General features: G+C 47.4%; 19 protein-coding genes. 18 read left to right on the top strand and 1 reads right to left on the bottom strand.

The features are described from left to right. The first annotated feature begins 247 nt into the window (after nucleotides 1–247). From AB4Z30_RS26165 to AB4Z30_RS26110, 12 genes are all read left to right on the top strand, one after another. Nucleotides 248–1,432, top strand: a complete 1,185-nt coding sequence (locus AB4Z30_RS26165; protein WP_441930357.1) for a ubiquitin-like domain-containing protein — start codon at nucleotides 248–250, stop codon at nucleotides 1,430–1,432. Nucleotides 1,433–1,586: 154 nt separating this feature from the next. After that, nucleotides 1,587–2,132 (top strand): ribonuclease M5, encoded by a 546-nt coding sequence (rnmV, locus tag AB4Z30_RS26160; RefSeq protein ID WP_441930356.1) that lies wholly within the window; start codon nucleotides 1,587–1,589, stop codon nucleotides 2,130–2,132. A gap of 4 nt (nucleotides 2,133–2,136) precedes the next feature. Further along, on the top strand, nucleotides 2,137–3,039 hold the full coding sequence (gene rsmA / locus AB4Z30_RS26155; protein ID WP_441930355.1) for a 16S rRNA (adenine(1518)-N(6)/adenine(1519)-N(6))-dimethyltransferase RsmA: 903 nt from the start codon (nucleotides 2,137–2,139) through the stop codon (nucleotides 3,037–3,039). A gap of 57 nt (nucleotides 3,040–3,096) precedes the next feature. Next, nucleotides 3,097–3,993, top strand: a complete 897-nt coding sequence (gene yabG / locus AB4Z30_RS26150; protein ID WP_441930354.1) for a sporulation peptidase YabG — start codon at nucleotides 3,097–3,099, stop codon at nucleotides 3,991–3,993. A 176-nt stretch (nucleotides 3,994–4,169) separates the two neighbouring features. Further along, nucleotides 4,170–4,445 (top strand): biofilm formation stimulator Veg, encoded by a 276-nt coding sequence (gene veg / locus AB4Z30_RS26145; protein WP_145336376.1) that lies wholly within the window; start codon nucleotides 4,170–4,172, stop codon nucleotides 4,443–4,445. 252 nt (nucleotides 4,446–4,697) lie between these two features. After that, entirely contained in the window at nucleotides 4,698–4,874 is a 177-nt protein-coding gene (locus AB4Z30_RS26140) for a small, acid-soluble spore protein, alpha/beta type (RefSeq protein ID WP_090924606.1), read from the top strand. Nucleotides 4,875–5,023: 149 nt separating this feature from the next. Then, entirely contained in the window at nucleotides 5,024–5,878 is an 855-nt protein-coding gene (gene ispE, locus AB4Z30_RS26135) for a 4-(cytidine 5'-diphospho)-2-C-methyl-D-erythritol kinase (RefSeq protein ID WP_441930353.1), read from the top strand. A gap of 96 nt (nucleotides 5,879–5,974) precedes the next feature. After that, on the top strand, nucleotides 5,975–6,802 hold the full coding sequence (purR, locus tag AB4Z30_RS26130) for a pur operon repressor (protein WP_441930352.1): 828 nt from the start codon (nucleotides 5,975–5,977) through the stop codon (nucleotides 6,800–6,802). A 188-nt stretch (nucleotides 6,803–6,990) separates the two neighbouring features. Then, nucleotides 6,991–7,275 carry a septation regulator SpoVG gene (gene spoVG / locus AB4Z30_RS26125; protein ID WP_017691372.1) on the top strand — a complete coding sequence of 95 codons (285 nt, stop codon included), beginning with the start codon at nucleotides 6,991–6,993 and terminating at the stop codon, nucleotides 7,273–7,275. 209 nt (nucleotides 7,276–7,484) lie between these two features. Beyond that, on the top strand, nucleotides 7,485–7,619 hold the full coding sequence (locus AB4Z30_RS26120; RefSeq protein ID WP_441930350.1) for a hypothetical protein: 135 nt from the start codon (nucleotides 7,485–7,487) through the stop codon (nucleotides 7,617–7,619). Nucleotides 7,620–7,630: 11 nt separating this feature from the next. Then, nucleotides 7,631–9,022, top strand: a complete 1,392-nt coding sequence (glmU, locus tag AB4Z30_RS26115; RefSeq protein WP_441930371.1) for a bifunctional UDP-N-acetylglucosamine diphosphorylase/glucosamine-1-phosphate N-acetyltransferase GlmU — start codon at nucleotides 7,631–7,633, stop codon at nucleotides 9,020–9,022. Between the two features lie 99 nt (nucleotides 9,023–9,121). Then, nucleotides 9,122–10,075, top strand: coding sequence for a ribose-phosphate diphosphokinase (locus tag AB4Z30_RS26110; protein WP_441930349.1), 954 nt, complete (start codon nucleotides 9,122–9,124; stop codon nucleotides 10,073–10,075). A 109-nt stretch (nucleotides 10,076–10,184) separates the two neighbouring features. On the opposite strand, the gene AB4Z30_RS26105 is transcribed toward AB4Z30_RS26110, so the two are convergent. Beyond that, on the bottom strand, nucleotides 10,185–10,385 hold the full coding sequence (locus AB4Z30_RS26105) for a hypothetical protein (RefSeq protein WP_110899227.1): 201 nt from the start codon (nucleotides 10,383–10,385) through the stop codon (nucleotides 10,185–10,187). A gap of 116 nt (nucleotides 10,386–10,501) precedes the next feature. Here AB4Z30_RS26105 and pth point away from each other — a divergent pair, with 116 nt between their 5' ends. From pth to AB4Z30_RS26075, 6 genes are all read left to right on the top strand, one after another. Continuing rightward, complete coding sequence (gene pth / locus AB4Z30_RS26100; protein WP_441930348.1) at nucleotides 10,502–11,062, top strand: aminoacyl-tRNA hydrolase; 561 nt, start codon at nucleotides 10,502–10,504, stop codon at nucleotides 11,060–11,062. A 108-nt stretch (nucleotides 11,063–11,170) separates the two neighbouring features. Continuing rightward, the gene (locus tag AB4Z30_RS26095; protein WP_434748614.1) at nucleotides 11,171–11,401 is read left to right on the top strand and encodes an anti-sigma-F factor Fin; all 231 of its coding nucleotides are present in this window, start codon (nucleotides 11,171–11,173) and stop codon (nucleotides 11,399–11,401) included. Nucleotides 11,402–11,742: 341 nt separating this feature from the next. Further along, on the top strand, nucleotides 11,743–15,270 hold the full coding sequence (gene mfd / locus AB4Z30_RS26090) for a transcription-repair coupling factor (RefSeq protein ID WP_441930347.1): 3,528 nt from the start codon (nucleotides 11,743–11,745) through the stop codon (nucleotides 15,268–15,270). Continuing rightward, nucleotides 15,254–16,399, top strand: coding sequence for a peptidylprolyl isomerase (locus tag AB4Z30_RS26085; protein ID WP_441930346.1), 1,146 nt, complete (start codon nucleotides 15,254–15,256; stop codon nucleotides 16,397–16,399). Before mfd ends, AB4Z30_RS26085 begins: the two co-directional genes overlap by 17 nt. A 340-nt stretch (nucleotides 16,400–16,739) precedes the next feature. After that, nucleotides 16,740–17,282 (top strand): stage V sporulation protein T, encoded by a 543-nt coding sequence (spoVT, locus tag AB4Z30_RS26080; protein ID WP_441930345.1) that lies wholly within the window; start codon nucleotides 16,740–16,742, stop codon nucleotides 17,280–17,282. A 437-nt stretch (nucleotides 17,283–17,719) separates the two neighbouring features. Further along, complete coding sequence (locus AB4Z30_RS26075; RefSeq protein WP_441930370.1) at nucleotides 17,720–19,540, top strand: putative polysaccharide biosynthesis protein; 1,821 nt, start codon at nucleotides 17,720–17,722, stop codon at nucleotides 19,538–19,540. Nucleotides 19,541–19,589 lie beyond the last annotated feature (49 nt).

Genomic DNA, 19,589 nt, shown 5'->3' with positions numbered 1-19,589 from the left:
TCAAAATTATTCGGAAGCCACGAAAGGGTCTCTTACACTCTTTCTTTGGCTTTTTTTGTTTTGAATAAAAGAAATATTGTCATCATACGGTAGGTATTCAGGAGGATGACATCATGTTGCGAAGAGGGGTTCATGGTGCAGAACCGGTCATTATCTCTGATCTGTGTTCTGTAGAAAATTTGGTATAGTCGCGTCAAAGACATCATGCATTACTTTAGACGGCGAGGCTATGAAGGAGGACGGAGAAGTGGGCATATTCCAACCAGAAGAGACCCATGAGTCACGATCATCCAGTAAGTCTTTCGCGTTGCGGTGGAAGCATGAGAACTTGCGTCAAATGGCATTGATCGCGATATTCTCAATTGCGCTTGCAATCATGATCTTGTTAGTCGTTTACGGTCAGGCCGGGAAGCAGGTATCACTGGTTATTGACGGCAAAGCTCAGATGGTAGAGACTCGTACAGGAATGCTTCAGGAAATGTTAGAGGAGCAATCAATCACAGTCAGCCCTCACGACAAGGTATCCATGCCCATGAACGGGGCAATTACCGACGGAGACCGAATCGTTATTGAGCGGGCCGTTCCAGTTAAAATCACGGCAGACGGAGACACCAAGACTCTTTATACAACCGATTCATCGGTACAGGGTGTAATTCAGCAATCAGGTATTGAAGTTGCAAATCATGATAAAGTGTATCCAGCGCTCGGAACCGCAATTAAAGCGGATATGAAGATTCGTGTAGTGCGTGTAACAAAGCATACAGTGGATGTGAAACAACCGATTGCTTATAAGGTTGTGAAAACGGCAGACCCGAGTTTGTTCCAAGGGGATAACCGTGTTGTAGTGAAAGGCAAGGAAGGCACAATTGTGCAGCATATCGAAAAGGTATTTCAAGACGGGGAACTGGTTTCCAAAAAGATGGTGGGTAAAACGGTCGCAGCCAATCGTGTAGATAAGGTGATCGCTGTAGGTACGAAGGCGAAGCCGGTTGTGAAGGAATCTGAAGTTCAATTGGTATCGGCCAAAACTTCAACCACCAAAACAGCAGTAACGACGAACTCGAAGAAAACATCTGCCTCGGGCAGCAAGGTGATTACGGTCTCCGGGAATTCTTTTAAGTATTCTAAAGTTTTGAAAAATGTATCGATGACTGCCTACTCTTCTGAAGAGCCGGGTATTGGTACAAAAACAGCTTCCGGTACTCGTGTAACGGAAGGGCGCACCATTGCGGTTGATCCCAAGGTCATTCCAATCGGCTGGTGGGTATACATCGAAGGCCTCGGCTTCCGTCGTGCGGAAGATACAGGTGGTGCTATTAAAGGGAATAAAATCGACGTTTATTACGACAGTGTGAAGCACGCCCTGAATTTCGGACGTAAAAAAGGCAAAACGGTCTATGTGATTGGTCCAGTAAAGCCTGAAGCGAACTAAAATCGTTTTACTTTGAAATGGGAATGCTATAAAATAGTGCATGAATGATTCATGCGGAATATGCGGCGGAGGGGTCTGAATTCAGTCTCCTCCGCCGTTTGGCAGAGAAGAGGATATTCCTCTTCTTTTTGCGTTAGAAAGGAAGAAACGGAACATGATAAAAGAAGTGATTGTTGTGGAGGGTCGTGACGACACGGTAGCAATTCGCCGAGCGGTTGAAGCGGATACGATTGAAACCGGAGGTTCTGCCATTAATCAGCGTATTCTGAAAAGAATCGCACTTGCTCAGGAGAGACGTGGTGTCATCATTCTGACGGACCCGGATCATGCAGGGGAGCGTATTCGCAAAATTATCGCCAATAAGGTGCCTGGCTGCAAGCATGCTTTCATTCCAGAGGCAGACGCAACGCGTAAAGGGGATATCGGGGTAGAGAATGCTTCACCGGAAGCCATTCGTCATGCACTCGCTCGCGTACATACATCCTATGAGGGTGCACCTAGTCTAATTGATTGGGAGGATCTGATCGAAGCGGGATTGATCATACATCCGCAGGCAGCCGCACGTCGTATGGAGATGGGCAATTTACTCGGTATCGGGTATTGTAACGGCAAACAGTTCCACAAACGATTGAGTGTATTCCAGATTACAAGAGAAGAGTTCTCCACTGCATTAGCGCAAATTGAACGTGAAGGATTGTGAGCATATGAAGGACATGGAGCAAACCATTGAAATAGCAACACCGAAACGTACCAAAGAAATTATTCAAAAGCATGGATTCTCCTTCAAGAAAAGTCTGGGCCAGAACTTCTTGATCGATCAAAATATATTGAATAAAATCGTGGGCGCAGCCGATTTGGACGAGACCAAGGGTGCGCTGGAAATTGGTCCGGGTATCGGAGCGCTTACAGAACGTCTCGCACGTGTAGCAGGCCCTGTTACAGCCGTAGAGATCGACCAGCGCCTGATTCCGATTCTCGGGGAGGTCATGGAGCCTTATCCTAATGTGCGTGTTCATCATGGAGATGTACTCAAGCTGGATCTGGCTGAACTGTTTGCCACGGACTTTGCTTCGGTCGAAAAAGTCAGCGTTGTAGCAAACTTACCCTATTATGTAACGACACCAATCATGATGAAGCTACTGGAAGAGAAGCTGCCGGTAGACAGTATCGTGGTTATGATTCAGAAGGAAGTGGCTGAGCGTATGGCGGCCGCACCAGGTTCCAAGGATTATGGAAGTCTAAGCATTGCCGTGCAGTATTACAGTATGCCAGAACTGGTCTGTGTGGTTCCGCCTACCGTGTTTATTCCACAGCCGAATGTAGAGTCGGCGGTAATTAAACTGAAGGTGCGTGAGCAACCGCCAGTAGAGGTCCCAAGCGAGAAGCATTATTTCGAGGTTGTACAGGCTTCTTTTGCCCAGCGGAGAAAAACGATCTCCAACAATCTCAAAGCTCGCTTCTTCACGAAGGAGAACAGAGAACAGGCGGACCAACTGCTGGAGAAGGCAGGTATCCAGCCTTCACGGCGTGGTGAAACATTAAGTCTGCAGGAATATGCGACCTTAAGTACTGTAATGTGGGAAGCGGGGGTTCGCGGCGAGCTTTAATTTCAATGAACCAATCCGGGTCTCTGCCCATACGATAGGGTAGAGGTGATAATGGTGATGAATATCGGAGACTTGGTCGTTCGGAAGTCATATGGTGGCGATGTGACCTTCCGGGTAGAAGGACTACAGTCGGATGCTGCGGTAATTAAAGGGACCGAGTTCCGGCTGTTGGCAGACTCCCCGGTGGACGATTTGATACAGGTTCCTTACGAACCACAGAGCGCAAAAACGCGTCAGGCACACATTAAAGCCCATCAGACGCTCTCACGTTTGCAGCAGAACCGAATGGAGCAGGCAGAGCGTAACCGGGAAGGGCTGATGCAAGAATGGACTGCTCAGCAGGAACCGGCGTATTTTGAAATGCCTGGCAAGGTGTTACATCTGGATGGTGACCCAAATTACTTGAAAAAAAGTATGAACCTGTATGAGCAACTTCGTGTTCCTGCGGAAGGACAGTATGTACATGAATCAGCCATGGCTGATACGTTGTATCGCCTGCTGCCCAAAGTCCGTCCTGATATCGTCGTGATCACGGGTCATGACGGTGTGCTAAAAACACGACAGCCTTATGATCTTTACAGTCTGGGAAGCTACAAAAATTCACAAAACTTTGTCTCGGCCATTCAGGTTGCAAGGCAATACGAGCGTCATCTGGATGCGCTGACGATTATTGCCGGAGCCTGTCAGTCTCACTTCGAGGCACTGCTGCGTGCCGGTGCAAACTTTGCCAGTTCGCCAGGCCGAATTCTTATCCATGCGCTTGATCCGGTTTACGTGGCTGCCAAGGCTTCCTTCACGTCTGTTCGCGATACCGTCAATATGACTGATGTATTGAATAACACCATTAGCGGCATCCAAGGTGTAGGCGGTGTGGAAACCAAGGGGAGCTACCGAGTTGGTTTGCCGGGACTTAATGATTTATCTACACTAAAGGTGAATCCATCCGCAGTATGATGATGAAGTTATCTAAAGGTTTAATCCCGAATCAGAAAAGCCCGTTTGAGGGCTTTTTTTATTTGCGAAAAAATTCATTGACAACGACTTTTTAGTGCTGATATAATATTTAGCTTTGATTTGACAGTGACTGTAAAATACAGTATAATGGACAAGAAAAGAGGTGGACGTCCACAATGGCTAAAAATACGCTGTTGGATATCAAACGCAATCTCGATGCACATATTGGTCAGAAAATTACGCTGCGGGCTAATGGTGGCCGCCGTAAGACGATTGAGCGTACGGGTGTATTGGAAGAAACGTACCCTTCTGTTTTTATTGTAAAGCTTGATGAAGAGCAAGAAACCTTCAAGCGAGTATCATACAGTTATGCGGATATACTTACGGAGTCTGTAGAAGTCATGGTCTTTGACCCGGGCAGTGAGACTAATTCCTACAACATGGAGACGTAAGCATTGGTTTACGGGCGATTCACCTCTTAGGTGGATCGCTTTTTGTATTCTCCGAGTACGGCTACTGTTTCTTATAAGGACGAAACCATACATATACAGGAATGACTGAGGAATGCAGGCGGCATACTATTTGAACAGGTCCGGGGAAAGTTCTCTGTTAAAGCGGGGAGGTTGAACCAGGACTTGGGGGTGAACAATCCCGAATTGCAGGGACTCATTTTGTCTTGAATAAGATCTGGAGGAGGATGGTTCATGAGTCGGAGAAGAAGAAGTGTCATGTCGGAAGAACTGAAGTATGAGCTGGCGAAGGATCTGGGCTTCTATGATACCGTTCAGCAGGAAGGCTGGGGCGGAATCAAAGCCAAGGATGCCGGTAACATGGTGAAACGGGCAATCCAAATGGCAGAGCAAGCAGCGCGTAAATCTTAATCAGGTTCTACCAGATTGAAGAGCGGGGCAATTCGCAGGAATCACCCCGCTTTTTCCCGATAAGATGAGGAATACAAATGACTTGACAGCCCCATTTTGATATAATATGTTAAGTTGTCTTAGGGAAAAGGTGAGGACGGGTGAACGTCTTGAAAATTTACGAAAAAGCGCCTGCTAAAATTAATTTGATGTTGGATGTTCTACATAAAAGAAGTGATGGATTTCATGAAGTTGAAATGATCATGACGATGGTTGATCTTGCCGATCGACTGGAAATGTCAGAATTGCCACGAGATACGATTGTAATCTCCAGCCAGGCTGGCTATATTCCGCTTGATGAGAAAAACCTGGCGTTTCAAGCGGCAAGACTGATTAAGGAACGGTACAACGTACGTACAGGAGTTCATATTCATCTGGACAAAAAAATTCCGGTTGCTGCCGGTCTTGCTGGTGGCAGCAGTGATGCAGCAGCAACACTGCGCGGATTAAACCGTCTATGGCGGCTTAATATACCGGATCAGGAGTTGCAAGAGCTGGGTGCAGAACTGGGCTCGGATGTTCCGTTCTGTATTACAGGCGGCACTGCACTGGCAACAGGGCGGGGGGAGAAGTTAACCCCGATGCCTAATCCGCCGCAATGCTGGGTTATTTTAGCCAAACCTCCAATCAATGTGTCCACAGCAGATGTATACGGACGTTTTCGCAGCGACAAGATTGTTCGGCATCCAAGCGCAGCCAGAATGGAGCAAGCCATTCGCAATCAATCCTTTACAGAGGTCTGCAATCAGATGGGCAATGTCTTGGAGGATGTGACGCTCAAGCTGTATCCGGAAGTGCAGCATCTCAAGGATGCAATGATTCGTCTTGGAGCGGACGGAGTATTGATGTCTGGCAGCGGACCAACGGTATTCGGACTTGTGTCCAAGGAAGCCAAAGTGGCACGTATTTATAACGGACTTCGGGGGTTCTGCAAAGAGGTCTATGCGGTACGGTTGTTAACGTAAACCCACTTTTTATAATGTACAAACACGTATAAAGGTGGTATATTTTTAAATAATTATTCGGATTTGGATGTTCCGTGATCGTGAGGATGGATCTCTGTGAAGAAGTTAAAACGAAGTGCAAGGCTGGTTGAAATGACGCAATACTTATTGTCCAGACCACATACGGTGATTCCACTCACCACATTTGCCGAACGTTATGGTGCTGCCAAGTCATCCATTAGTGAGGATCTGGCTATTATCAAGGAAGTGTTCGAAGAAGGTGGGTCAGGAGAACTGCATACGCTGGCAGGGGCAGCTGGAGGAGTAAAGTGGATTCCAAAGGTACCTGTGGAACATGCTCTCGCTTTTGCTGAGCGGCTATCTACACAGCTTGCGCAGCCGGATCGGATTTTACCAGGGGGATATCTCTATATGTCAGATCTTCTTGGACAGCCTGCTCTAATGAATGAAGCGGGCAAAATCTTTGCAACGGCCTTTGGCGATATGAATATTGATGTAGTCATGACGGTGGAAACTAAAGGAATCCCGCTTGCTTATGCGACTGGAGCCCAGCTTAACCTTCCTGTTGTACTCGTTCGCAGGGACCATCAGGCTACGGAAGGATCGGCCGTAAGTATTAATTACGTATCGGGGTCCCACAAAAGTCTGCATACTATGTCCCTATCTCGCCGGGCGATGAAGGAGCATTCCCGAGTATTGATCGTGGATGATTTCATGAAAGCCGGGGGTACTGTTCAAGGTATGATCGACTTGCTTGCGGAGTTTAATGCTAAGGTGGCTGGAGTAGGTGTTTTGGTGGAATCCGGTTCTGTGGATTCAGAGGAACGTCTGCTGACGGACTATGTATCTCTCGCGAAGCTGACAGCAGTTGATGCCAAGAGCAGACACATATCTGTCTCACCTGGTAACTATTTTAACCTGTAGAATAATGACGAATGACATGTCGGGAAAGGTTCTTTTCCATCGACCTGGCACTAACGTTGTCGAATTGTGTATTAAATAAAAAAATTCCTGAAATTAGGATATTTTTATGGTCGTGAAAAGAAGGAGTTCGTATAGGCTGTGTGGAATTATACACCAAGTTCTGATGGAAAAAGGTGGTGAACACACACATGCAAATTACGGATGTCAGACTCCGCCGCGTTAACTCGGAAGGGAGAATGAAAGCTATCGCATCCATTACCATCGATAACGAATTCGTCGTTCATGACATTCGTGTCATCGATGGTAACAACGGAATGTTTGTTGCAATGCCGAGCAAGCGGACTCCTGACGGAGAGTTCCGTGATATCGCCCACCCGATCTCTTCTGGTACGCGTGAGAAGATTCAGGCAGCAGTATTAACTGAGTACGATCGTGCAGCTACTGAGGAAGAAGTCATTGAAGAAGGTGCCTGAGAACATTATTGGGGTTCGAAGGAAAAGAGAGCCATGTCTTATGGCTCTCTTTTCTTTTTGACCGGAATAAGATATATTCAGTATTGAGTTTATTCAAAAGAGAACCGGAGCGCGTCCTGCGTTCGGTTGCAGAGCGGCATCTTAGGAATCGTTGGGATTCAGTTAAGCTCGCGGGTACACGGCGTAACATATGAGGTCATGGATTGATCATGAATCTGTTGTTACGCGTGATTACAGAGACAGCAGGCGATGAACAAGACCGGCTTGAAGCCGGCTGGATGATACTCATTGGAGATGAAATGTGTAAGGTATTCAATGGGATTTTCAGAACAGGAGGTCGTTAATTTTGAAACGCATGGCAATTGTTCTAGCCGCAGGGCAGGGCAAACGAATGAAATCGAAATTGTACAAAGTGCTGCATCCCGTATGCGGTAAACCGATGGTCGGACATGTGCTGGATGCAGCACTTCGCGCAGGCGTTGAACGTAGCGTAGTTGTTGTCGGACATGGGGCCGAAGCGGTGCAGTCATTTTTAGGTTCCAGAGCGGAGTACGCACTTCAAGCGGAACAACTCGGAACAGGGCATGCTGTAAAACAGGTGAATCCCCTGCTCGGTAGTGAGAATGGATCAACGATTGTGGTTTGTGGTGACACACCTCTCGTTACAAGCGAAACGCTGGAAGGTCTGATGAAGCTGCATGAGGAAAGTGGCGCAGCTGCGACAGTGCTCACGGCTCAGCTCGATAATCCTAAAGGATATGGACGGGTGATTCGCGGGGAAGACGGTTCCGTACAACGGATCGTGGAACAAAAGGATTGCACACCGCAGGAAGATGCCGTAAATGAAATTAATACAGGCACATACTGCTTTGATAATGCGAAGTTGTTCGCCGCGCTGGAGAAGGTGACTAACCAGAACGCACAAGGCGAATATTATCTGACAGACGTGGTTGGCATTTTCAAGAGTGAAGGTGAAGTGGTTGAGGCTTATATGTCTGATGATATTGCGGAGTCCATCGGAGTAAACGACAGACTTGCACTTTCACAGGCTGAAGCTTATATGCGCGAGCGTCTGGCAATCCGTCATATGTTGAACGGTGTAACCATCATTGATCCGTCATCGACATATATCGGAGCAGATGTTACGATTGGATCAGATACGGTATTGTATCCGGGAACCGTTCTTAAAGGTACTACTTCGATTGGTGAGGCATGTCATATCGGTCCTCATGCAGACATTGAAGACAGCATCATACAAGATGGTGCCGCAATTAAACATTCGGTGCTTTCGAAGGCAGAAGTTGGCCCTGATGCAACCGTAGGTCCTTTTGCCAATCTACGCCCTGGCACTAAGTTAGGTCGCAACGTAAAAATTGGTGACTTTGTTGAAGTGAAAAATGCTACAATTGACGAAGGGTCTAAAGTGTCACATCTCAGTTATATCGGGGATGCACAGGTAGGCAAGAACGTAAATGTTGGATGCGGAGCAATAACGGTCAATTATGATGGATATAATAAGGCTGTAACTACGATTGAGGATGATGCCTTTGTAGGCAGCAACGTCAATTTGATTGCACCGATTACGGTTGGAAAAGGCGCTTATGTCGTTGCAGGTTCCACCGTGACACATTCCGTTCCTGAGAATGATCTGGCGATTGCTCGTCCACGTCAGGAGAACAAAGCAGGTTACGCGGAAAAAATCCGCGGACGTGCAAAAGCCAAGAAACAAAATGCTAAACCCGAATAAGGGGTTTTGATAACGAATTGCCTCCCGCTAATCGGGAGGTGCCGACATGTCGCAGACGCTTATAGATTCCAATGAACCAGCACGGAGGGTTTTTATTTTATGACTTATTTTGACTCGAAATTAAAAATATTTACTTGCAATTCTAACCCCAAGCTTGCTCATCAAATTGCTGATTATATCGGGATTCCTATGGGTGAATCGCATACAACCAGCTTTAGTGATGGCGAGATTCAAGTGAAACTCTCCGAGAGTGTTCGTGGCTGTCACGTGTATATCGTACAGTCAACTTGCTTGCCGGTTAATGACAACCTGATGGAAATGCTCGTGATGATTGATGCATTGAAACGTGCATCGGCCAAAACAATTAACGTCGTTATTCCGTATTACGGCTATGCACGTCAAGATCGCAAAGCGCGTTCACGTGACCCGATTACGGCCAAGCTGGTGGCTAACCTGATTGAAAAGGCAGGAGCAACCCGTGTGATTGCAATGGATTTGCATGCAATGCAAATTCAGGGATTCTTCGACATTCCAGTCGATCATCTGCTGGGCGTGCCGATTCTGGCCCAATATTTCCGCTCGAAACAGATTGAAAATCCAGTTGTCGTGTCACCTGACCACGGTGGTGTGGTTCGTGCGCGTAAACTGGCCGATTTCCTGAATGCACCGCTTGCGATCATCGACAAACGTCGTCCTGAGCCAAACGTCAGTGAAGTCATGAATATTATCGGTAACATCGAAGGCAAAACAGCGATTTTGATTGATGACATCATTGATACTGCCGGGACAATTGTACTGGGAGCCAATGCCCTGATGGAAGGCGGCGTTAAGGAAGTATATGCATGCTGTACTCACCCGGTATTGTCCGGACCTGCGATGGAACGTCTGGAAAATGCACCGCTGAAGGAAGTCATTGTAACGGATACGATTCCAATTACACATCCAAATCCAACAAGCAAGCTTAAAGTGCTCTCTGTAGCGCCGTTGCTTGGGGAAGCGATCATCCGGGTTCATGAGGAATTGTCCATCAGCAAGCTGTTTGAAATTGAATAAGGATGTCTGCATAACGTAGTAGAGGGGTTACGTCTTCCGGTTGAACGGAAAATGTAACCCCTGTCGGCGTGCCGTTTTTAAAGGATGATGTAAAAGGGTGCCTGGCGCATTAATATCCCGGGCGGGAAATAAAGCGGAAGCGGCGTCTGTGAAACAGCGTGTCAGCAATTTCGACAAATTGACTATCGAAACGGGTAATCAGACCAATTTCGATATGAGTGTCACGGTCATACACTTGTACAGGCACATGATGCTCCAGATGATAAATAAAGTCACTATGTTGAGTCAGTTGTCCATTATCTTCGCGCAAAACCCGCTCACCTTCCTGGGTGGATAAATGTTCGATACGTACTTTCCTGATATTATATGAAATATAACATTCGAAGTCTATGCCTCACCTAAGTGATAATTGAAGGAGGGAACAAGATGAAGTGGATTGTCGGACTTGGAAATCCAGGCTCGAACTATGCCAAAACCCGGCATAATATCGGTTTTATGGCGCTGGATCGATTGGCAGATCGCCATAACATTTCGATTACACAGAACAAGTGTAAGGCACTGATCGGAGAAGGCAACATTGGCGGTGTCAAAACGGTATTAATAAAACCGATGACCTATATGAACCTTTCGGGTGAATCGGTGCGAGCTTACATGGATTTTTATAAAGTGAGTCTGGAAGACCTGATCGTTGTATATGACGATATGGATACAGAGATTGGCAAGGTGCGCCTGAGATATCAGGGTAGCGCCGGTGGACATAATGGGATCAAGTCCATTATTCAGCACACAGGTACACAACAGTTTAACCGGGTTCGTATGGGTATATCCCGGCCTGATCCAGGACATGCCATTGTAGATTATGTACTGTCAACATTCATGAAGAAAGAAAAAGAAGCACTGGAGCAGACGATTGAGCAAACATGTGATGCGCTGGAGCATAGCCTGACGAATACGTTTGAGCAAACGATGGCCAAATTCAACGGTTGATACAATCCAGTATTAAGGCAGTAACACTGGAAAAAGATCAAATGTGCGACTTTTATTCGGACAACCTGGGCATACTGGATGTATAAACCATGTTCAGGAGGCATAACTATGTCAGTGAATTATGTATGTCGGCATTGCCGTACCTTTATTGGACGAATTGATTCGGCTAAAATCACGGAAGCACAGCTCGGTTTTCATTTCTTGACCCCTGACGAGCGGAGGGATATAATAGCGTATAATTCGGGTGGTGATGTTACCGTTCGGATTACATGTGATTATTGTAAGGAAGCGTTAGAACACAACCCCGAGCTGAGTTTGCTTGCGAATCCGCTTCAGTAGGTATCGCCTGCAGTAGGACTAGAATGAAGATATGAATGGATGAACATTGAAAAAATGAAAGAGAGGAAGGCCGCAGTTGCAGCGACCTGACTTTTATAGCCTTGGCAGCCTGCTGAGGCTTCTTTTCAGTTGGAACAAAAACAGAATCTCTTCAAACCTGAATTTTAAATTAGAGGGTTGCTGCATGAACAGATGTGGCAATGTTTCGATTAATCCTTTATGATGAAACAGGACGAAAAGGAATAACTATCCAATTTTTAAAAATTCCAATGACCATGCAGATACTGCACAACAGCGTGCAATGATCAATAATCAAGAAAGTTATAAGAGAGGTGCCCCTTTTGTTACAAGCACTCATAAAAGCTTTTTCCAAAGATCCGGACTTTGCGTCCATTACGGCTGGAGTCAAATCCGGCATGAAGGAGCAGTTGGTTTCGGGTTTATCCGGTTCAGCTCGCCAGATTATGCTGGCAGCGCTGCATCAAGAGATGGACCGGCCATTGCTCGTCGTCACACATAACATGTTTGCTGCACAAAAAATCGCAGAAGATTTACAGGAAGCGCTTTCAAGCGATCAGGTGTTAATCTATCCTGCTAATGAGCTCGTTGCGGCTGAGGCAGCGGTGTCCAGTCCGGAAACCCTCGCTCAGCGTATAGAAGTTTTGGTTCGTTGCGCCCAAGGGTTCAGGGGCGTTGTTGTCATTCCTTTTTCCGGGGTAAGACGTTATGTTCCTCTGCCTGAAGTAATGGCAAGTGCACATATTCAGATTAAACAGGGTAGCACGCTTCAACTGGATTCGTTCTTGCTGGAGATGGTGAAGCTTGGCTATGAGCGTGTGGAGCGCGTTGAGTCGCGCGGAGAGATGAGTGTACGTGGTGGCATTATCGACTTCTATCCGGTGACTTCATCGATTGCGTATCGGGTGGAGCTATTTGACGACGAAATCGATTCTATTCGTACATTTGATCCCGCGGATCAGCGTTCTATTGAAAAGATAGAGGAGATCACGGTACTGCCGTGTAAAGAACTGATTGCAGATCAGCAGCGTATGGAGAAAGCGGCCGATACGGCGGCACTTCTGCTTGAACAGCAACTGGAAAAGATGACAGATCGTCAGGCTAAGCTGCGTCTACGTGAAGAGATGCATCGCGAGATCGAGTTGCTGCGTCAGCATGTTTATTTTTCGGAAATGTACAAATACATCTCCCCACTCTACCCGGAAAATAAAACAATCTATGACTACATGCCAGAAGATACAATTCTGGTATTGGATGAGCCGGCAAGACTGTCGGAAACATCCAAGCAGCTGGATCGGGATGAGTCCGAGTGGAATTTGCATCTGATGCAAAATGGAAAAACACTGCCAGATCTGCCGCTATCGGCAGATGGGGATGAGCTGCTCTATGAGCGTTCGTTCCAGACGATCTTTATGTCGATCTTTCTGCGCCAGGTGCCGCATACGCAACCACAGAACATTCTGAACTTTATCAGCCGGGGCATGCAGGATTTCCATGGACAGATGAACGTGCTGAAGGCAGAGATGGAACGCTGGCAAAAAGCCGGAGTACAGGTGCTGATGCTTGCGAATGGTGAGGAACGGATGGATCGGATGCGCCGGGTATTGCAGGATTACGACATTCCTGAGCCGGAGATGCTGAACGGCAATCTGCAAACGGGATTCGAAATGCCGTCCATTCATTTGGCGGTGATCACAGAAGGTGAGATGTTCTCACAGAAGCAGCGTAAAGCCCGCAAACCGATTCGAAACATCGACAATGCCGAGCGTATCAAGTCCTATAGCGAGCTGAAAGTGGGCGATTATGTCGTTCACCAGAACCACGGGATTGGTAAATACCTCGGGATTGGCACGCTTGAAGTTGCCGGTATTCATAAAGACTACATGCACATTCTGTATGCTGGTGGAGACAAGTTGTCTGTTCCGATTGAACAGATTGATCTGATCCAGAAATATGTGGGTTCTGAAGAAAAGGAGCCGAAAATATACAAGCTGGGCGGCAATGAATGGACACGCGTTAAAAATAAAGTTCGTTCATCCGTTCAGGATATCGCCGATGATCTAATCAAGTTGTACGCAGAACGTCAAACGTCCAAAGGCTATGGATTCGACAAGGATTCTGCAGAGCAGCAGGAGTTTGAAGACATGTTCCCTTATGATGAAACCCGGGATCAGATGCGTGCGATTGAAGAAATCAAAAAAGATATGGAACAAAACCGTCCCATGGATCGTTTATTGTGTGGAGACGTTGGGTACGGCAAGACAGAAGTGGCCATTCGTGCTGCGTTCAAAGCGGCAATCGAAGGTAAACAGGTGGCGGTGCTGGTTCCGACCACAATTTTGGCTCAACAGCACTACGAAACATTCCGTGAGCGCTTCTCCGGTTATCCATTCAACATTCATGTCCTTAGCCGATTCCGTTCCCGCAAGGAACAGAATGAGACGGCCAAAGGCATCAAAGCCGGTACAATCGACATTGTTATCGGTACGCACCGCTTGTTGTCACAGGATCTGGTGTTCAAAGACCTGGGACTGCTCATTGTTGATGAGGAGCAGCGTTTTGGTGTAACACACAAGGAGAAACTGAAAAAGCTCAAAACAAACGTGGACGTGCTGACTCTTACAGCAACGCCAATTCCGCGTACTTTACACATGTCCATGTTGGGTGTACGTGACCTGTCGGTTATTGAGACTCCGCCGGAAAACCGTTTTCCGGTTCAGACTTATGTGGTGGAGCACAGCCAGGCGCTTGTCCGTGAAGCAATTGAACGGGAGTTAGCCCGTGGCGGTCAGGTGTATTATCTCTATAACCGGGTGCAAGGCATTCAGGAGATGGCTGCCGAAATTTCAGATCTGGTACCCGAAGCCAAGGTTGGCGTCGGTCATGGCCAGATGAGTGAAACCGAGCTGGAGAAGACGATCCTCGACTTCCTGGACGGCGAGTATGATGTACTGGTAAGCACGAGCATTATCGAGACGGGTGTCGATATTCCGAATGTAAATACACTGATCGTACATGACGCAGATAAAATGGGGCTTTCCCAGTTGTACCAGCTACGTGGACGGGTGGGCAGGTCTAACCGTATTGCCTATGCGTATTTCACGTACCAACGGGATAAAGTACTTACCGAAGTTGCGGAGAAGCGCCTGCAGTCCATTAAGGAATTTACCGAGCTTGGTTCAGGTTTCAAAATTGCGATGCGAGATCTGTCCATTCGTGGTGCGGGTAACCTGCTTGGAGCGGAACAGCATGGCTTTATTGCTTCTGTCGGGTTCGACCTGTACTCGCAGATGCTGGCGGAAGAAATCAACAAACGTAAAGTTACAATGCTGGGCGAGGAGCCTGTTCCTTCCGATCAGTGGAATACAACGCTGGATCTCAGTATCGATGCCTACTTGCCATCGGATTATATTTATGACAGTATTCAGAAAATTGAGATCTATAAAAAGGTCGCAGTTATTGCTTCCTTCGACGACGCAATGGAACTTGAAGACGAATTGGTTGACCGATTCGGTGATCTGCCGGAGGCTGTAATCAATTTGATGGCGGTGGCCCGCCTTAAAGTGTACGGGAAAATCTATGGCATTGAGTCTATCACACAGCGTGGTGACGATCTTACAGTCAAGTTTTATGAAGGGCGTGAGCATGCCTTCGAGCTCTCAAAAATCTCACACATTGGAAATCAGTTCGAAAGACGTGTACAATTTGAACAAGGACCCCATATGCTGATTCATGTCAAAGGCAAGGGTCTTGGGGATAAGCAACTGATGGAACTGGTAGAGAAGTTTCTGGAGTCCATGAAGACTGCTTTTAAATCAAAGGGGGAACTAAAAGATGTTAGCAAAGTATAAAAAAGTGGGAAAAGTGCTGTCCGTAGGTATGGTTGCAGTACTGTCCCTGTCCTTGCTTGCTGCATGTGGCAAGAAGGAAGAAGCGAAAGCACCGGAATCAACAGATAAGAGCGCTGTAGTTGCTACGTATGATGGTGGCACGATCACGGCGAATGAATTCGACATGGAACAACGTGTCATGAAGTTCCTCTATCCGGAATATGCACAGATGATGGATATGGATGATTTTAAAGAGTACCTGGTAAAGCAAGAGATTGCTTATGAATATTTGAGCGGCAAAGCAAGTGCAGAAGCAAAAACGGCTGGTGCCAAAACAGCATCCGAACAATTCGACAAAATGAAAGCTCAAGTGAAAGAGGATCAGTGGGCTGAGATGTTGAAAGCTCAAAATCTGACGGATCAAAACATTAAAGACTACATGACTCGCATTATGACGGTGATTAAAGATAAAGAAACAGGCGTAACTGAAGATGCGATCAAGGCAGAGTTTGAGAAAAACAAAGATCAGTTCACAACGGCTTCTGTACGTCACGTGCTGATCGGATTCACGGATTCAAAAACGCAGAAAGAACGTAAGAAAGAAGATGCATTAAAGTTAGCGAAAGAAGTAAAAGCGAAACTTGAAGGCGGAACTGATTTTGCTGAAATCGTGAAAAAATATTCAGATGACGCTAGTTCTGTACCCGATGGTGGATTGTATAAAGATACACCTGTTGCGACATGGGTAGAAGCTTTCAAAGAAGCTGCGAAAACACTGCCGCTTAATAAAATCAGTGATCCGGTTGAAACGGAATTCGGTTATCACGTTATGAAGGTAGAAGCACGTACGGAGGCAGATTACTCCAAATTGAAACCGGAGCAGAAAGAAACGCTGAAAAGCCAGCTAGCTGGTGCTCAAATCGATACGTTTATGCAAAAAGATCTGGATAAAATCATCAAAGAAGTGAAACTTCCTAAGACGGAGAAGAAAGAGGAAGGTACAACAGGAGGTACGACAGGAACAGGTACAGAAGGTACGAAAACAGATGAATCCAAAACAAATTCCAAAGGTTCAGATGCAAAAACGGATCAAGGTACGACAGGAACAGACAAAGATGCGAAAACCGAAGAAGGCACAAGCGGTAAATAAACTTATATAATGTGGTATTAACATGTTTTTTAGAGAAGCCTCAGTGGCTTCCTAAGAGGTGTTAAATTAACGGTTTATGGGACAAGCCTGACGAAGCACGGAGAGAACCAAGGTTCTTTCTGCTGCTTCGTTTTGCTTTTTGACACATGGCGGCCTTGAGAATTACTTTCTATCACTTTTCAAAAAAGATAATCAACTATATTCTGCAAAGCATGTATAAGGATATGGGAACAGATGAATACTATGGTCAAGAAATCACACTAAACGTTCTGGGACTTTCCTCTACCCATTAAGGAACAGTAGTTGAAAAATCTTCTCGAGAAAGTGGGGCAACATGTAAATGAAAGCTACTGGTATTGTCCGCCGTATAGATGACCTGGGTCGTGTGGTCATTCCTAAAGAAATCCGTCGTACGTTACGTATTCGTGAGGGAGATCCTCTTGAAATTTTTGTGGATCGTGATGGAGAAGTTATTCTTAAAAAATATTCACCGATTGGTGAACTTGGCGATTTTGCCAAAGAATATGCGGAATCGCTGTATGAGAGTACGGGGCACGTTACAATGATTTCTGACCGGGATACCATTATCACGGTGGCAGGCGGCTCCAAGAAAGAGTATTTGGATAAACAGGTTGGCAGCCTAGTGGAGAGTTGCATGGAAAACCGTAAGACAATTATGGAAGCAACCAATGGTACTTATGAGCTTAGCAAAGATCATGACGAGACGTTATCCTCTTTTGTTATCGCGCCAATTATCTCTGGTGGTGATCCCATCGGAACCGTTATCCTGTTCAACAAGGACGAGTCCGTGAAGATGTCTCAGATGGAAGTTAAAATGGCTGAGACAGCTGCAGGATTCCTCGGCAAACAAATGGAACAATAGAAAGCAGATGGACTCCTGTGAGCCTGAACCGGGCATACGGGAGTTTTTGCTTTTTACATATAAGTTGAACTATAAGTGTTTACACAAGTACTCCGATGACAGAATAAACTGGAGAGTAGCGGTTATCCCCAGATTTTTTTGGATTCCCTTTTCCAAAGGGGAAAATCCGGTGATAAAGGCGAAGCTTATGCTTCCGATGTAGCTTTCTTGCAGAAAGCTTTTAGCTTCGCTTTTTCAGTTTTTTTCTGTCCTCTCCGTTTAAGTGGAAAAAAATATTTCACCTTACATAGATGGGGGGAGGCTAGAGGCTTTGATCTGATCACAGGTTGTGGCTCAAAGGATGTTCGTATTGTGTGCCTTCTGGCAGGTATAATAGCAAAGGGAGTTATATGCTTCGTTTGAATGCCAGAATACACATGGAAGGAACCGGGAAATTGATAAAACAGCCATCTTTAGGAACAAGGCTGCTACAGGGTGCTTTTATCCTTGGGCTTGCCGCCATTATCTCCAAAATCATTGGTGCTTTTCAAAAAATTCCTCTTCAAAATCTGGGGGGAGACGGTGTCTTTGGTATCTACAATACGGTCTATCCGTTATATATGCTCATTATTACGCTGGCTGCGGCGGGTCTGCCGCTAGCCGTCTCGAAATTTGTAGCAGAACAGCATGCCCTCGGAAGACCAGACGAGAGCCGCAGAATTATACGAATATCATCAATGCTACTCGGAGGCCTTGGATTGCTCACGGCTATGGTGATGTACGTGAGCGCATCGTGGGTCGCAGATTTGATTGGTAATCAGCACGTCATTCCCTCGATCCATGCTGCATCTTTAGCCTTGTTATGTGTACCAGTGATGACAGGTTTGCGCGGATATTTTCAGGGAATGCAGCAGATGATGCCTACAGCTCTCTCTCAGGTAGTAGAGCAGATGGTACGGGTAACGGTCATGATTGTGGTGTTATTGTGGTTAATTCGCCAGGATGCTTCGCTTGAGAATGTTGCTGCAGGGGCAATGTTAGGTTCGGTGGCAGGAGGTTGCGCAGGGCTTGCCGTAATGCTGGGATTTGTATACCGACATCGCCGGAAAGAGAGGGCAGAGCATTCGGTGGATGATAGGGCTTTGGGTACACAAGATGGAGAGAGCAAGGGCGAGCAGGTATATGGTGAGGCGGAGCGGCTAAGGAATATTAGTCAGATTAGACAGTCCGCAGACGCTTCCCAAGACTTAGAAAACAAGCCAAGGGCCAATGCTGGAGGAGTAGCACATGATGTTGCTCCAGTGGAAGGAGATGTACAAGCTCGGGAGACCAGGCGCTCGAACACAGCGTGGATACGCATTTTGCTGATCTATGCCATTCCGGTTTGTCTGGGGTCACTCGCGGTACCCCTGATGAATCTGGTGGACACCTTCACGGTTCCAAGGCTGCTGCGCGGGGAAGGGCTAGATGAGTTGCAAACAATGGTATCCTTCGGCATCTACAACCGTGGATTGCCGCTGGTGCAGCTGGTGACGATGCTTGCCACGTCACTCTCGGTGCTGTTTATTCCGGCGATGGCCGAAGCGCGCCTGAAGGGCGGGCCAGAAGCCGTCAGGCAGCAAGCAGGCATAGCGCTGCGCTGGTTCTGGCTCATCGGTCTGGCGGCATCCGCAGGTCTTGCAGTGCTGGCAGATCCGATTAACCGCATGCTTTACGGCGATGCCGCAGGCACCGAAGCATTGCGGTACATGGCGCTGACGGCAGCGGGCAGCACCGTCAGCATTATTGCGGCGGCGCTACTGCAAGGCCTAGGCGCCGTGCGCGCTCCCGCGTTCAGCATGCTGGCCGCCACAGGCGTCAAGGTGCTGCTGAACGTCATGCTTGTGCCGGCGCTGGGCATTAGCGGCGCGGCGCTTGCAGGTGCAGCCGCCTACATGCTTGCGGCTGGCCTGAATGTGGCGCTGCTGGCGCGGCTCACCGCCATGCGCCCTGCCCCTGGCGCCGTTCTGGCGAAGCCGGCGCTGGTGGTCGCCGCCATGAGCCTGGCGGCGCTAGGCATGGCCTGGGCCGCCGAAGTCATACTCGGCGGCTTAGGCATCGCAGCCACGCATCGGCTGGCTGCGATGGGCGTGAGCCTGCTGGGCATAGCCGCAGGAGCAGCCATGTTTGTGCTGGCCGCGGCCCGGACAGGGCTGCTGACCGCAACAGAATTGTCGGCCTTGCCTAAGCTTGGGCCACGTCTGTCGAAGCTGCTGCGCAGAATGCGTGTACTGCGTTAGCCAAACCGGATGCTATTGGCAGATGCAATTATAGGATATCGACAGATTC

It is taken from the genome of Paenibacillus sp. 2TAF8, assembly GCF_052114825.1.
In the GTDB taxonomy this organism is placed as follows: Bacteria; Bacillota; Bacilli; order Paenibacillales; family Paenibacillaceae; genus Paenibacillus.
This window is presented reverse-complemented; position numbering and strand designations above follow the sequence as displayed.

Excerpts from the sequence above, each read along its gene's own strand:
- spoVG (WP_017691372.1), top strand. The coding sequence starts at position 6,991 with ATGCAAATTACGGATGTCAGACTCCGCCGCGTTAACTCGGAAGGGAGA.
- veg (WP_145336376.1), top strand. The coding sequence starts at position 4,170 with ATGGCTAAAAATACGCTGTTGGATATCAAACGCAATCTCGATGCACAT.
- AB4Z30_RS26140 (WP_090924606.1), top strand. The coding sequence starts at position 4,698 with ATGAGTCGGAGAAGAAGAAGTGTCATGTCGGAAGAACTGAAGTATGAG.
- AB4Z30_RS26095 (WP_434748614.1), top strand. The coding sequence starts at position 11,171 with ATGTCAGTGAATTATGTATGTCGGCATTGCCGTACCTTTATTGGACGA.
- AB4Z30_RS26085 (WP_441930346.1), top strand. The coding sequence starts at position 15,254 with ATGTTAGCAAAGTATAAAAAAGTGGGAAAAGTGCTGTCCGTAGGTATG.
- rsmA (WP_441930355.1), top strand. The coding sequence starts at position 2,137 with ATGAAGGACATGGAGCAAACCATTGAAATAGCAACACCGAAACGTACC.
- spoVT (WP_441930345.1), top strand. The coding sequence starts at position 16,740 with ATGAAAGCTACTGGTATTGTCCGCCGTATAGATGACCTGGGTCGTGTG.
- glmU (WP_441930371.1), top strand. The coding sequence starts at position 7,631 with ATGGCAATTGTTCTAGCCGCAGGGCAGGGCAAACGAATGAAATCGAAA.
- AB4Z30_RS26120 (WP_441930350.1), top strand. The coding sequence starts at position 7,485 with ATGAATCTGTTGTTACGCGTGATTACAGAGACAGCAGGCGATGAACAA.
- AB4Z30_RS26110 (WP_441930349.1), top strand. The coding sequence starts at position 9,122 with ATGACTTATTTTGACTCGAAATTAAAAATATTTACTTGCAATTCTAAC.
- rnmV (WP_441930356.1), top strand. The coding sequence starts at position 1,587 with ATGATAAAAGAAGTGATTGTTGTGGAGGGTCGTGACGACACGGTAGCA.
- pth (WP_441930348.1), top strand. The coding sequence starts at position 10,502 with ATGAAGTGGATTGTCGGACTTGGAAATCCAGGCTCGAACTATGCCAAA.
- yabG (WP_441930354.1), top strand. The coding sequence starts at position 3,097 with ATGAATATCGGAGACTTGGTCGTTCGGAAGTCATATGGTGGCGATGTG.